This window comes from Streptomyces sp. NBC_01775, assembly GCF_035917675.1.
GTDB lineage: Bacteria > Actinomycetota > Actinomycetes > Streptomycetales > Streptomycetaceae > Streptomyces.
Genome location: NZ_CP109104.1, coordinates 6,662,645 through 6,676,530, shown reverse-complemented (window position 1 = coordinate 6,676,530; position 13,886 = coordinate 6,662,645). Strand labels below are relative to the sequence as shown.

The window sequence follows — 13,886 nt, the reverse complement described above, 5'->3', positions numbered from 1 at the left end:
ACGATCGGCAGCCTACCCACCCTGCACGGGACCGGTCCCGGTCCCCTTCTCGGAGCACCGAGCCGGGCCACCGCGTCGTGCACGACTGCTCACCACAACGGCCGCTCACAACACCGCGCGCGACAAACGGGTCGCCGCCATCGCGCGGGGGACGCTCCCGGCAGGGTGCCGCACGGGGTGGACGGTGTTGGCGAGCAGCATGAGGAAGGTATCGGTCACCGGGTCGAGCACCAGGCTGGTGCCGGTGAAGCCGGTGTGCCCGGCGGCCCGCCCCGCCGGGCCCGCCAGCTCTCCCATGAACCACCCGGCGCCGGTCTGGAAGCCCAGTCCCGGCGGGGCGAGCAGCATCGTCACGGACGAGGGCGCCAGGATGCGCGCGGGCCCGTAGGCGCCGCCCGAGAGCAGGGTGCGGCACAGTACGGCCAGGTCCCGGGCCGTGGAGAAGAGCCCGGCGTGCCCGGCGACCCCGGCCATGGCGTAGGCGTTCTCGTCGTGGACGCGCCCGTGGACCAGGCCCCGGTTGAGCTTGGCCCAGGGTCTGCGCTGGTCCTCGGTCGCGGCGATGCGCGCCCGCCAGCCGCGCGGCGGGTTGAAGCGGGTGCGGTCCATGCCCAGCGGCTTGGTGATGCCCTCGCGGACGAGGGTGTTCAGCGGCTGCCCGGTCACGCGCCACAGCACCCGCTCCAGCAGCAGCGGGTTGAGGTCGGAGTACAGGTAGGCGCTGCCCGGCTCGGTCAGCGGTTTCTCGGACCACAGCAGCGCGGTGTGCTCTGCGGTGTTGTGCTCGTAGAAGGGCAGCTCGGCGCGCAGCCCCGAGGTGTGGGTGAGCAGGTGGCGCACGGTGATGCCGTGGTCGGTCACCAGCCCGACGCGCGGGTCGGCGTAGATGACGGCTGGCGCGTCCAGGTCGAGAGTGCCGCGTTCGGCCTGCTGCACCGCGGCGATGGCGGTGAACAGCTTGGTGAGGGAGGCCACGTCGAAGACGGTGTCGGTGCGCATGGGCAGCCACTCGCTCGCCGGCAGCTCGACGCCGCGCCCGGTGTCGGGGTCGTAGGAGGCGTAGCGCAGCGCCCAGCCGGTGGCGTGCTCCACCGCGACGAAGGGGCCGCGCCCGGCCAGCACGACGGCGCCCGCGCACCAGCCGCTGCCGGGCAGCGCGTCGGTCTCGTCGGTGAGTGCCGCCAGGTGATCGCCATCGAGCCCGGCCTTCTCCTGGAAGCGGCGGCGTGCGGCGGCGCCGTCCAGGGAGGCCGCACTCCTCAGTCGCGTGCGCGCCATGGGCGGCAGAGTCCCACGAAGGCCAGCGCCGCGAGCAGCACCGCGCTGAGCTGTACAAGTGCCATCGGTACGGCCGTCCGTTCGCCCGCGACACCGACCAGCGGGGAGGCGAGGGCGCCGGCCAGGAACTGGGAGGTGCCCAGCAGCGCCGAGGCCGAGCCCGCCGCGTGCGGAGTGCGCATCAGGGCCTGGGTGTTGGCGTTGGGCATGATCAGGCCCATGCCGGACATCAGCGTGCACAGTCCGACGGCGAGCGGGGCGAGGCCCACCGTGCCGAAGGCCCCGGTGGTGATGAGCATCAGCGCGACGGCGGCGGCCCCGACCATGCACAGCCCGGATCCCAGGACCCGGTCCAGGGAGACCCTGCCGACGAGGACCTTGCCGTTGAGCTGGCCGAAGAGGACCAGGCCGATGGAGTTGACCATGAACAGCAGGCTGAAGGTCTGCGGCGAGGCCCCGTAGATCTCCTGGACGACGAAGGGCGAGGCGGCGACGTAGGAGAAGAGCGCGGCGGCGGCGAAGCTGGAGGCGACCAGATATCCGGCGAAGACCCGGTCGGCGAGGAGCCCGCGCATGGTGCGCAGCGCGTCGGCCAGCCCGCCGCTGTGCCGTGCGGCGGGCGGCAGGGTCTCGGGCAGCTTGCGCAGGACGACCAGGACGAGCAGCAGTCCGACGGCGGCGAGGATGAGGAAGACGCCGCGCCAGTCGGTGAAGCGCAGCACCTGGCCGCCGAGGACGGGCGCGAGGATCGGTGCCGCGCCGGAGATGAGCATCAGGGTGGAGAAGAAGCGGGCCATGGCGAGGCCGTCGTACAGGTCGCGGACGACGGCCCGCGCGATCACGACGCCCGCGGCTCCGGAGAGGCCCTGGACGAGCCGGAAGCCGGTGAGCGTACCGGCGGTGGGGGCCAGGGCGCAGGTGACCGAGGCGATCACGTAGCAGGTCATACCGATCAGCAGCGGCCTGCGGCGGCCGAAGCGGTCGCTCATGGGTCCGACGACGAGCTGGCCGACGGCGAGCCCGACCAGGCAGGCGGTGAGCGTGAGCTGCGCGCCTGCGGGGGGAACGTGCAGGGCGCCGCTGACCGCCGGGAGGGCCGGGAGGTACATGTCGATGGAGAGGGGCGGGAGCGCGGTGAGCCCGCCGAGTATGAGCGTGAGCAGCAGCCCCGTACGGCCGCGCGCGGTCAACTGCGGGGCGGCCGGGGTGACGTGGGCGGACTCGGTCCCGGTCCCGGTGCTCCGGCCGGGCTCCCTCCCCGGGGAGGATGCCGGTACCGCTGGGTGCGGGGATGCGGGCGGCCCCGCTGCGGGGTGTGCGCTCTTGCCGGGTGTCGCGGCCGGTTGCTGGGGGCCGGGGTTGGTCATGCACCTCTCCAGGAGATTGTCAGCGGCGTGGACATACTCCCAGGGATTCCCGCCCCGGCCCACACATTTGTTCCCCTTCGCCTGATGTTCAGGCGGGCTGAAGCCCTGGTTCACCGGCGAGCGAGACGAATGAGGTCGCCGTCCTGACGTCCGCTCCGGGACACCGTTCGGAACACTCGGCCGAGCACGGCTCCTGGCAACCGGACCCACCCCCGCTCAGCCCGTCCAAAAAACCATGGGTGCTGTTCCGGCGGGTGGTGCCGGCCGACGGTCTGCCGACGCTATCGGCCGGCGATCACCCGTAGAGCGAGCGGGCTCCCGGGCTGTTGCCCTTGAAGCGCTGGCCCATGGCGATCTCATCGCCCACTACCGACCAGACGGTCTCGTCGCCATGGAAGGGGAGCGGGTCGATGCTGCTCGTCTCCTCACGGATGCGATCGACCTCGCCGTCCAGGCGCTCGAAGCCGGCTTCCTCGTCGTTCTCGCCGTCCTCGTCGTCCTCGTGGCCGCTGAAGGTGAACTCCTCGAGCAGGCGCTGGAGCCGGAGGGTGACCTGGACGAGGGAGGAGACGTCCGCGTGGAGTTCGACCACGGTCTCCTCCTCGGAGTCGACGGCGTACACCTTGCCGGATACGGGGTCGAGGGCGAGGTGCGCGTTGAGCAGCCAGCCGATGACGGGCCAGTCACCCGCGCCCTCGGCGGCGTCCTCGAAGTCCTCGATGTCGACGACGTCCTGGACGAGGGGCAGCAGGCCGTCGTCCTCGTCGGGCTGACGCAGCAGGAGCGTCCCGGTGGGGACGCCGACGGCCTGCAGGAGGCGGGCGCCCTCGGTGTCCGCGGCGGCGGGCGGGAAGGCGGTGGCGGGCACGGTCGCGATCCGGTCCTCGCCGAAGATGCCGACGAGCTCGCTGCGGGTGACGTCGAAAAGCACTGCCGGAACTCCGAACTCGGCGGCGGAACGGGCGCCGTGGGACTCGTGGTGGATGGAGCGGTCACAACAACAGCGTTGCGGATCAAGGTGCTTCCGGCGACTCCGATTCCGCCCCGCCCCGCTCACCCGCCCCCTTACGGAACGAGCTTGTTGTCCGAGGGCAGTGCGCGCACGCCGCCCGCGTACGCTGCGCGCACGAGGCAGGATACGGACGGGGCGCAGGAGGCGCCGGCAGGCCGCCGGGAGGACGGGCGGGCGCCGCGGCCCCGGACGGCGCCCGCGGACGCCAAAAGACCGCCAGGCCGCTCCACCCGCGGCCCGGTGGACGCCTCCACACACCCGCTCGGCCCTCAACACCTCAGCTATACACCGAGATGCCCGGTTCACTGCTTTACGCAGCCTGTTCAGGCGCCTGCGTGGAGGTAGGAGGCCCATAGGAAAGGGACCTTGGTGCGGTCGAGCGTGCCCGGCAGGTCGTGTCCGTCCCGCAGGCCGCGCACCGCCTGGTGCAGGGCCCAGGCTGCCCGGCCGGTGCCGAGGGCTCCCGTGGGGGTGCGCAGGTGGGTATAGAAGGCGTCGGCGACAGCGACGGCGGTCTGGTCCCTGATCTCCCACAGAGTGCCCACTACGTGGGGGAATCCGGCGAGCTGGAAGGCGGACGTCAGGTGGATGGACTCATCGAGCAGCTCGACACTGTTGATGGCCGCGGTGTGGCAGGCGGACAGGTAGGCCAGCTGGGCGTGGTCGAGGCGGACGGGGGCGAGGCTGGCGACGGTGAACGGATCGGCTGCGTAGTCGTGGAGCAGGAGCAGGCTTTGGGAGGGGTCTGCGGGGTGGCTGGCACCGTGGCAGGCGAAGTGCGCGATCGAACAATCTGGCAGGTGGTTCAGAACGGTGGCCTTGGTGGGCGTGTCCGGAGCGGACCCGTCCCGGTCGGCACGGTCGGACTCACGGAGCAGGACGGTCCGCGGCAGGTGGCGCTGCACCACCTCCGCCTCGGCGTCGACGTAGCGCAGGCGGCCGTGGCCCGGCAGGCCGGGAGTAGTAGGCATGGTGACGAGCAGCCCTCGACCGCGCGCGTTCGAGGACGGGGACTGGCTTCCAAGGGTGCGGCGGGCATGGCGCAGGGCGCGGATGGTCGGCGTGTAGGAGGAGATCACCCGGTCCATGACGGTGCGACGGCGGGAGTCGCCGGCCGGGTCGGTGTGGTAGCCGGCGGCGTGCAGGGGCAGCAGCCCCAGCAAGCCGCCAGGTATCCACCACACCCGCGGCCAGTCGCTCTCCGTCGATGGCTGGCGGTGGTGGCCCAAGGCGTCGAGAACCGGTCCGGCCGCAGCGTCCCACAGCCACTGCAGGACTCCGGTCAGGACGTCCTGCGATTGACTCCGCTGCTCTTTGCTCTCGCCCGTGGCGGCGGCACCCAACGCCTGGTGGAAGGCGTTGATCTGCTCGGCCAGGGTTTCGGCGGTGAGATGGGGAAGTTCCAGGTGCGTGGTGCCGTCGCGGGTGAGCAGCAGGGCGTCGCTGCGGTGGACGCTGATGTTGAATACCACGACCGGCCCTTGGGCGGCCTCGGTGAGGAGTTCCTCGGTGGTGGGCGGCAGAGCGAACGACTCGAATCCCTTGAGTGAGCGGATCTCGGTCAGGGTCTGGGTGAAATCGCGGGCCAGCCGGTGGCGGTCGTGGACGGTGCCCTCCTGCGGTGACGCGAGGGTATCCGTATTCGTGATCGTCCCGATGGGAGAGACCCCGACGGGCTGGTCGAGTTGGTCGCGCAGACGAACGAACCGCGAGGCCAGGTCAGGGCGGCGGTCGTGGAGAGAGGCGACGTCGTCACGGGTGTCGAGCGCTTGGCTGTAAAGGACCGCCCGCCCTGCCTCGAGCAACCGTAGCGCTCGGGTTGCCCGTTCGAGTCGGCCCTGGCGGGGATCGGCCAGGGCGAGTGCGGCGGCGTCTCCGACCAGGCCGGCGAACCGACTGAGTGCATGCTGCTGATCGCTTCGTCCCAGCTGGCGTGGGGCCACTTCGGGCAGCAGCAGCACCGCGGCCTCCGCCGCGTCCGCTGCCCGCCCCTTGTCCGAACCCGCGACCAGCCCAGCCACAGCCCTTCCCGCATTGATGCGGACCGAAGGAGGGGCCGTAGCCGATTCGCACACTCCGGTATAAGCGGACACAGCACCATCCAGATCCGCCTCGCTCCGGGTGCGCGCAAACCTGGCCGCCAGCGTGAACCCGAGGTTGGTCAAGTATGTTGCCCGGTCCGGGTGGTCGGCGGGGGTGGCCTCCACCGCGGCCCGGAGCCGGTCGACGGCCTCATCCACATCCGCCCGATCCCCGGCCACCTCGAACCGCCACAGCAATGCCCGGCCCAAATTGGACAGGTATCTGCCGCGGTCCGAGTGGTCCGCGGGGGTGGCCTCCACCGCGGCCCGGAGCCGGTCGATGGCCTCAACCAGATCCGTCTCGCCCCCGGTCCGCCCGAACCTGTCTACCAGCGCCGTCCCGAGGTTGGACAAGTGTCTCGCCCGCGCCGCGTGGTCGACGGGAGTCGCCTGTACCGCGTCCCGCGCAACAGTAATGGCCTCATCCAGATCTGCCTGATCCCCGGCCCGCCCGAATCTGTCCCGCAGCGCCGTCCCGAGGTTGGACAAATACTTCGCCCGCTCGGGGTGGTCGGCGGGAGTGGCCTCCACCGCAGTCCGGAGGTGGTTGATGGCCTCATCCACATCCGCCCGATCCCCGGCCCGCCCGAATCTGTCCCGCAGCGCGGTCCCGAGGTTGGACAGGTATCGCGCCCGGTTGGGATTGCCAGGGGAAAGAGCCCTCAGCGTCTCCCTCCCCACAGCAATGGCTTCATCCAGATCCATCTCGTCCCCGGCCCGCCCGGATCTCTCCCGTAGTGCGACCCCGAGATTGGACAAACTTTTCGCCCGGTCCGAGTGGTCGGCGGGGGTGGCCTCCACCGCGGTCCGGAGCCGGTCGATGGCCTCGTCCAAGTCGGTATCGCCGCCGGCCCACTCGAACCGGGACAGCAGTGCGTTTCCCAGGTTGGACAGGCGCGTCTTCCGGTCGGGGTGATTGGCGGGAGTGGCCTCTACTGCCTTCCGCCCAACGGTGATGGATTCATCCAGACCTGTCCGATCCCCGGCCTGCTCGAATCTGTCCCGTAGTGCGACCCCGAGGTTGGACAGGTACACCGCCCGGTCCGGGTGGTCGGCGGGGGTGGCCTCCACCGTGGTGCGGAGGTGGTTGATGGCCTCATCCAGATCCGCCCGTCCCCCGGCCCGCCCGAAGCGGGCTTGTAGCGCGTGCCCGAGGTTGTTCTGGCATACCAACCGGTTGGGGTTGCCAGGGGGAAGAGCCCCCAGCGCCTCCCTCCCTACAGCGATGGCTTCGTCCAGATCCGTGTCGTCCCCGGCGCACTCGAAGCGGGCTTGTAGCGCGACCCCGAGGTTGGACAGGTACACCGCCCGGTCTGCGTGATCAGCGGAGGTGGCCTCCACCGCGCTCTGACCGCGATCGATGGCCTCATCCAGATCCGCCCGATCCCCCGCCCGCCCGAACCGGTCCGCCAGCGCGGCGCCGAGGTTGGACAGGTACCCCGCCCGGTCCGGGTGGCCGACGGGGGTGGCCTCCACCGCAGTCCGGAGGTGGTCGATGGCCTCATCCAGATCGGCCCGGTCCCCGGCCCGCCCAAACCGGTGCTGCAGCGCCATCCCGAGGCCCGACCGGTATCGCGCCTGGTTGGGGTGGTTGGCGGGAAGAGTCCGCAGTGCCTCCCGACCGGTACCGACGGCCTCGTCCGGGCTCGTCTCGTTACTGGCCCACTCGGATCTGGTTTGCAGTGCGTCTCGCAGGTTGGACATGTAGAGGGGGCGATCCGGATGGTTGGCGGGGGCGACCTCTACTGCGGCCTGGAGACGGTCGATGGCCTCATCCAGATTCCTCCGTCCCCCGGCCACCTCGAACCGCGACAGCAACGCGGTCCCGAGGTTGGACAGATACCTCGCCTTGTCCGGGTGGTCGGCAGGAAGGGCCCTCAGCGCCTCCCGCCCCACATCAATGGCCTCGTCCAGGCCGGACTCGTTCCTGTCCCGCTGTGATCCGACCCGCAGCACGGCCCCCAAATTGGACAGGTACACGGGGCGTTCGGGGTGGTCGGCGGGGGCAGCCGCCGCCGCGGCCCGGAGGTGGCCGATGGCGTCGACCAAATCCGTCTCGTCCTCGGTCCAGTCGAATCGGGCCCGCAGCGCGATCCCGAGGTTGGACACCAGTGTCGCCCGGTCGGGGTGGTCCGTGGGGGATGCCTCTACCGCAGCCTGAAGGAGGTCGACAGCTTCATCCAGATCCGCCATGTCCTCCCTACGCTCGAACCGTACCCGCAGCGCGTTTCCCAGGGTGGACAGGTATCTCGCCCGGTCGGAATGGTCGGCGGGCAGAGCCTTCAGTGCCTCCCGCCCCACAGTGATGGCCTCTACCAGATCCGCCTCGTTCCCGGCCCGACCGAAACGGACCTGCAGCGCGGTCCCCAGGTTGAACAGATACATGGGGCGCACGGGGTGGTCGGCGGGAATGGCGGGCGCAATGCGCCTCCACATGTCCACGACAGCAGTGAGCACGTCCGGGTCGGTCGAGGACAAGGCGTACTGGAACAAGGCCGCCGCGCGTGGTGCCGCGTTCCCGGCGAGGAGTGGCAGTAGAGGCTCGGGCAGGCCATCGTCACCCGCGAGGAAGCAGGGAGTGAAAGCTTCTACCGCGGCGACCAGGTCCGCACGGTCATCGCCTTCGGGCAGCGCCGAGTGCCGGAACCAGTGGAGCCAGCCGAGCATGCCCCAGGCCGTGAGGTCGTCGTCGTCGGGCGCAGCGCGGAGGAGTTCGGCGAGACGCTGGGCTTCGACGAGCGCCTGCGGTTCCTTCACCGAAGAGAAGTCGCCGGTGTCATCGACCCGTTCCAGCCGTGACCACACCGCGGCCAACAACTCCTCACGCACCCCACGCGCCCCCTTGCCCGCCCCGCGCTCCGTCACCATGCCCGTCCTGGCTGCGTGGGGTGGGCCCGGCATACGCTCTTGGTGCCGGTGCGGCAACCCAGCATGCAGACAGGGTAGTTCGTCCGACAGAGGGCTGACGGGCGAACAAATCAGACGGGGGTGATTCGTGACCGACGAACACGGAGACACGGCGGAACGACTCGCTGTGGTGTGTGAGTACCTGGACGAGATCCGCAGGGATCTGCGGTCAGGGCCGGGCGGGGGCGACACCGCTGTAGAACAAGTGCTGGCCGCCGTGCGGAACGGGGCTGATGCGGCCGACTCACTGGATGGGCTGCACGCGGTGCTGCAGGTCGGCGGCGACCCATGGGGCTTGAACGGCTACGCCGGCGACGGCTCAGGCACGCGTGGCTTGCAGCCGGCCGGCATCAGTCGGCCGAATCCGGGTGAGCACGTGTATGTGTGCCCGGCCGACCGGTGCACGCGGTATTGGTGGCTGCAGCAGGCAACCGCCCCGGTGCCGCATTGCCACATCAGCGGTACAGTCCTGCGCCGGAAACGGCTTTGACCCGGTGGGCGGGCTACTGACAGAGCTGGGCCGGAAACTCGCCGAGAGGTGGGTGTCCCTGCTGGTCCTGCCCGGCGCCCTCTACCTCGCCGTCGTCACCACTGCACCCACCCTCGGCCACACCCACCCTTTCGACCTGCCTCGCCTCGCCGACCAGCTCACGGCCTGGGCCAACCACCCCGCCACAGGCACAGGCGGTGGGCAGGCCATATTGCTGGTTGCGATGCTGGTCGGTGCCGCTGCGGCGGGACTTGCCGCCCAGGCCCTCGGTTCGCTGCTGGAACGGCTCTGGCTGGCCGCCGACTGGCCCGCCTGGCCGCCCCCCGTCCGTCAACTCGCCGCCTGGAACACTGCCCGCCGTCGCCGGATCTGGATCGCCGCCGCCCGTATCTGGCACCGGCACCGCGACGAAGCTGCCCGCGCCGTGACCCGCGGGCACCGGGCCGATCCCGCTGCCCGACTCGCCGCCGAACGCGCCATGACCCGCATCGCCCTCGAGGAGCCAACCCGCCCCACCTGGAGTGGCGACCGCCTCAACGCGGCGGCCGTCCGCCTCGAGCGCGACCACGGCATCGATCTGGCCACCACGTGGCCTCACCTGTGGCTCATCCTCCCCGAAGAGAGCCGCGCCGAAATCACTGCTGCCCGCCAAGCCCTCACCCGTGCCACCACCCTGGCTGCTTGGTCCCTGCTCTACCTTCCTCTCACCGCCTGGTGGTGGCCCGCCGTTCTCGTCACCACGACACTCGCCCTCACCGCGCAGTCCCGTACCCGCACGTCCACCGACACGTACGCCCTGCTCCTGGAAGCCTCCACCCGCCTCCACACCCGCGACCTTGCCGACCGCCTCGGCCTCGACACCACCGCCCCCCTCACCCTCGATGACACCGACACCCTCACCCGCTATCTGATGCCCACTCCACCGCCGCCCCCGCCCGAATAATGGCCCGCTGCCGCCTCGCCCGTCCTCCAAGTGCCGGCCGCGACGGTCTACTCCCCCTGGAGGCCAACGTGCAGTTCACGACCGTGATGGCCACGAAGATGCCCTACATCGGCCGCGGTTGAATCCACCCTGCCACGGCTGATCTACCCCCATGAACTGACGATTACCACCACATACGGACACTTCATGCACAGGTCTGACGTATCCGTCCTGTTCCCCGCTAACGTCTGCTTCCTCAGCTGCCATGGGGGGGACCATGACGTATCAGCAGCCGCAGGGGCCGTTCGCACCGCCACCGGAGGGGCCGCCGGGAATGCCGGGACCGCCGCCGAAGAAGCGCCGTCTCGGCCTGAAGATCACTCTCGGGGTCCTGGGCGCCTTCGTCGCCATCGGCGTCATCGCCTCGGTCAGCCAGGGCGACGGGAACGACTCGAAGAAGTCCGGCAAGGAGTCCAGCGCGGTCTCCGGGAAGCCCGCGGCCAAGCCCAAAGAGAAGGCGGAAAAGCCCAGGGCCGACAAGCCGGAAGCCAACAGGCCGAAGAAGGAGAACGCGAAGAAGGAGAAGGCGAAGCCCGCCGCGCAGCCGGGATCCCAGGCGGCGCGGTTCAAGGCATTCATCGCGAAGTCGGGCACGCCGCAGCAGAAGGCAGCCGCCGCGCACATCATCAATGTGCAGGGCGCCGACACCCACAGCGACATCATGGACGACGCCGAGGTCCACACCGACTACACCGGCGGGATGATGGGTTCGCACGCCGGTGACGGCAAGCTTCTGGCATCGGCGTTCGCCGACTGGAGGACCTCGGTCAACGGCCTGGTGACGGTCTACGACGCCGACGGGGAGATCCTCTCCAACGGCACCTTCTGATCCCGGGCCCCTGGGCCTCCGGGCGGCGGAAAGACGCCACCGGGGGCCAGGGGCTCTCCGGGGGCAAGGGGCCCCCGGCCGGGGAAGGCGCCTCCGGACGGCGGAAAGGGCGGACGAGTCGGCCTTTAAGCCGGGTTCTGTCTCCCGGGCACCTCGCGGTGGCCGGGGAGACGGCCATCCATCTAGGACCGGTGTTGCCACCGGCCTCGTGCGGTCTACCCGCGGACTCGGACGGGCCGCCCTCAAGCATCCGCGCAGGGCCACGTCGCCGCGGCCCCTCTTGACCTTGCTCCGGATGGGGTTTACCAAGCCGCCCAGGTCACCCTGGGCGCTGGTGGTCTCTTACACCACCGTTTCACCCTTACCGGGCGCCGTCCGAAGACGGGCCCGGCGGTCTGTTTTCTGTGGCACTGTCCCGCGGGTCACCCCGGGTGGGCGTTACCCACCATCCTGCCCTGTGGAGCCCGGACTTTCCTCGGCGAGGAGTGCGAGTGCACCCCCCGACGCGACCGCCCGGCCGGCTCGTCCGCCGTGCCCTCCATCGTACCGTCGGCGGAACACCCGCCGCGCACGGCTGTGGACTCCGCAGGGCCGCCCGGCGACCACGCCGGGCCGTCAGGGGCGGTGCCACAGATCGTCCGGGGTCAGCTCCGCCGGCGTGCGGTGGCCCGACAGTCCCAGGGTGAGGTCGAGGTCGGCCAGCAACGAGCGCAGCACATGCCGTACGCCGTCCTCGCCGCCGTGGGCCAGCCCGTACGCGAACGGGCGGCCGACCAGCACGGCGCGTGCGCCCAGCGCCAGGGCCTTGAGGACGTCGGCGCCGGTGCGGATGCCCGAGTCGAAGAGGACCTCGGTGTCCGTGCCCGTGCGCTCGACGGCGCGCACGATGCCGGGCAGCGCGTCCAAGGACGCCATCGCACCGTCGAGCTGCCGGCCGCCGTGGTTGGAGACGACGATCCCCTCCATCCCGGCCTCCGCCGCACGGCGCGCGTCGTCGGAGTGCTGGATGCCCTTGAGGACGATGGGCCCGTCCCAGTGCCGGCGCAGGAACGGCAGCCGGTCCCAGGACTTGTCCGTGCCGGTGAACATCGGCACCCAGCGCAGCACAGCCGCCTCCAGGTCCTCCTCCGGGGAGCGCTCCAGGCCCGCGCGGAAGGCCGGGTCGGAGAACGGGATCGCGGTGCCGACGCCCCGGATGAAGGGCAGATACGACTGGTCCAGGTCGTGGGGCCGCCAGGCCAGCGTCCAGGTGTCGAGGGTGACGACGAGAGTGGTGAAGCCCGCGCGCCGCGCCCTCTCCAGGATGCTGACGCACACGTCGTCGTCGTTGGGCCAGTACAGCTGGAACCAGCGCGGTCCCGCGCCGCTCGCCTCGGCAACCTGCTCGACGGTGTAGGAGGAGGCGGTCGACAGCGTCATCGTCAAGCCCAGCGAGGCGGCGGCGCGGGCTGTGGCCAGCTCGCCGTCCGGGTGCACGATCGACTGGACGCCCAGGGGCGCGAGCAGCACCGGCGCGGGCATGGTGGTGCCGAGGACGCGCGTACGCAGGTCGCGGTGGGTGGCGTCGGTGAGCATGCGCGGCACGAGGCGGCAGCGGTCGAACGCCTCGCGGTTGGCCCGGTGGGTGGCGCCGGATCCGGCCGAGCCCGCGACGTAGCCGAAGGCCCCGGCGTCCAGGTGACCGCGGGCCGAGGCGCCGAGCGCGGTCGCCTCCGTGGTGAACGGCGGGACGCGGCCTTCCAGCCCGTGCAGATAGATCTCGTTCTGGTAATTCGCGAAGTTCACCGGGGGCGGGGCGGGCGGCTGCTGCGGCTCGGTCACGGCGGTGGGCTCCTTCGGCATACGGTCGCGCGGCTGCCTGGACGTACGCCGCGCCGCGTCCCGCAGTCTGCTCCGCACCGGCCGCACGGACCACAGCCGGGACGGCGCGCCAGGGGTGATCTCCGCCTCAGCGCGCCCGTCCCGTCGCGGCTCAGCCGATGCGGGCCGCCGTGCCCGAGACGTGCACGCGGGGGTCCCCGGCGCGCAGGTCGACGGTCAGCTCGCCGGGCCGCCCCATGTCCTCGCCCTGGTGCAGGGTGAACCGCGACTCCTCCGGCACGATGCCCAGCTCGCGCGCGTACCCCCCGAAAGCCGCAGCAGCAGCGCCGGTGGCCGGGTCCTCGCGGACGCCTCCGACGGGGAAGGGGTCGCGCACATGGAAGACCCCGGCGGACTCGCGCCACACCAGCTGAAGCGTCGTCAGGCCGAGTCGCAGCATCAGCTCCTTCAGCCGCTCGAAGTCGTAGTCCAGCGCGCCCAGCCGCTCGCGGGAGGTGACGGCGAGCACCAGGTGGTCATTGCCGCCGAAAGCGATACGGGGCGGAATCTCGGGGTCCAGATCGCCCCGCGCCCACCCCAGCGCGGCCAGCGCCTCGGTGAGGTCCTTGTCCTCGACGGGCTCGCTGTGCGGCTCGACGCTGCTGAGCGTGGCCCGCGGCCCGCTCTCCCCGTCACCGCCCACGACGGTGACGGGGATCGGCCCGGCCGGGGTGAGGAACAGCAGCTCGCCGGGACCTATGCGCTCGCCCAGCGCCACGGCCGTCGCGATCGTGGCGTGCCCGCAGAAGGCGACCTCGGCCAGCGGGCTGAAGTACCGCGTGGTGAACGCCCGCCCCTCGGGCGCCCCTTCGGTCCCCTGCGGCGCGGGCGTCAGGAACGCCGTCTCCGAATAGCCGACTTCGGCGGCCACAGCCAGCCGCGCCGCGTCGTCGAGCGCGCTCGCGTCGAGCACGACCCCGGCGGGGTTGCCGCCGTCCGGATCGGCGGAGAAGGCGGTGTAGCGCAGGACCTCGGTCGGGGCAGCCGCCCTCATATTCGCGTTCATGCTCCAGCAACGGCTCCGCTCCCACGCTTGTTCCGCAACGGCTCGCCAATCTTCCGAGTGGACGAACAGGGGAG

Annotated in this window: 9 protein-coding genes and 1 other RNA gene; 3 read left to right on the top strand and 7 right to left on the bottom strand. The window is 71.2% G+C overall.

What is annotated here, in order from left to right:
* Positions 1–105: 105 nt before the first annotated feature.
* From OHB04_RS29745 to OHB04_RS29730, 4 genes are all read right to left on the bottom strand, one after another.
* Positions 106–1,278 (bottom strand): serine hydrolase domain-containing protein, encoded by a 1,173-nt coding sequence (locus OHB04_RS29745; RefSeq protein ID WP_326690708.1) that lies wholly within the window; start codon positions 1,276–1,278, stop codon positions 106–108.
* On the bottom strand, positions 1,260–2,645 hold the full coding sequence (locus OHB04_RS29740) for a multidrug effflux MFS transporter (protein WP_326808659.1): 1,386 nt from the start codon (positions 2,643–2,645) through the stop codon (positions 1,260–1,262). Before OHB04_RS29740 ends, OHB04_RS29745 begins: the two co-directional genes overlap by 19 nt.
* A 295-nt stretch (positions 2,646–2,940) precedes the next feature.
* Complete coding sequence (locus OHB04_RS29735) at positions 2,941–3,576, bottom strand: SUKH-4 family immunity protein (protein ID WP_326808658.1); 636 nt, start codon at positions 3,574–3,576, stop codon at positions 2,941–2,943.
* Positions 3,577–3,980: 404 nt separating this feature from the next.
* Complete coding sequence (locus OHB04_RS29730; RefSeq protein ID WP_326808657.1) at positions 3,981–8,639, bottom strand: tetratricopeptide repeat protein; 4,659 nt, start codon at positions 8,637–8,639, stop codon at positions 3,981–3,983.
* 94 nt (positions 8,640–8,733) lie between these two features.
* Between OHB04_RS29730 and OHB04_RS29725 the strand changes: the two genes are divergently transcribed.
* The 3 genes from OHB04_RS29725 (at position 8,734) to OHB04_RS29715 (ending at position 10,946) form a co-directional block, all read left to right on the top strand.
* The gene (locus OHB04_RS29725; protein ID WP_326808656.1) at positions 8,734–9,135 is read left to right on the top strand and encodes a hypothetical protein; all 402 of its coding nucleotides are present in this window, start codon (positions 8,734–8,736) and stop codon (positions 9,133–9,135) included.
* A 4-nt stretch (positions 9,136–9,139) separates the two neighbouring features.
* The gene (locus OHB04_RS29720; protein ID WP_326808655.1) at positions 9,140–10,078 is read left to right on the top strand and encodes a hypothetical protein; all 939 of its coding nucleotides are present in this window, start codon (positions 9,140–9,142) and stop codon (positions 10,076–10,078) included.
* 256 nt (positions 10,079–10,334) lie between these two features.
* A complete protein-coding gene (locus OHB04_RS29715) occupies positions 10,335–10,946 on the top strand; it encodes a hypothetical protein (RefSeq protein WP_326808654.1) in 612 nt (203 codons plus the stop codon).
* 110 nt (positions 10,947–11,056) lie between these two features.
* On the opposite strand, the gene rnpB is transcribed toward OHB04_RS29715, so the two are convergent.
* From rnpB to OHB04_RS29700, 3 genes are all read right to left on the bottom strand, one after another.
* Positions 11,057–11,471: RNase P RNA component class A (gene rnpB, locus OHB04_RS29710), an RNA gene on the bottom strand.
* A gap of 90 nt (positions 11,472–11,561) precedes the next feature.
* Positions 11,562–12,788 (bottom strand): lactate 2-monooxygenase, encoded by a 1,227-nt coding sequence (locus OHB04_RS29705; protein WP_442814981.1) that lies wholly within the window; start codon positions 12,786–12,788, stop codon positions 11,562–11,564.
* Positions 12,789–12,918: 130 nt separating this feature from the next.
* Positions 12,919–13,812: a PhzF family phenazine biosynthesis protein gene (locus tag OHB04_RS29700; RefSeq protein WP_442814979.1), complete on the bottom strand. Its 894-nt coding sequence runs from the start codon at positions 13,810–13,812 to the stop codon at positions 12,919–12,921.
* Between the last annotated feature and the right edge of the window lie 74 nt (positions 13,813–13,886).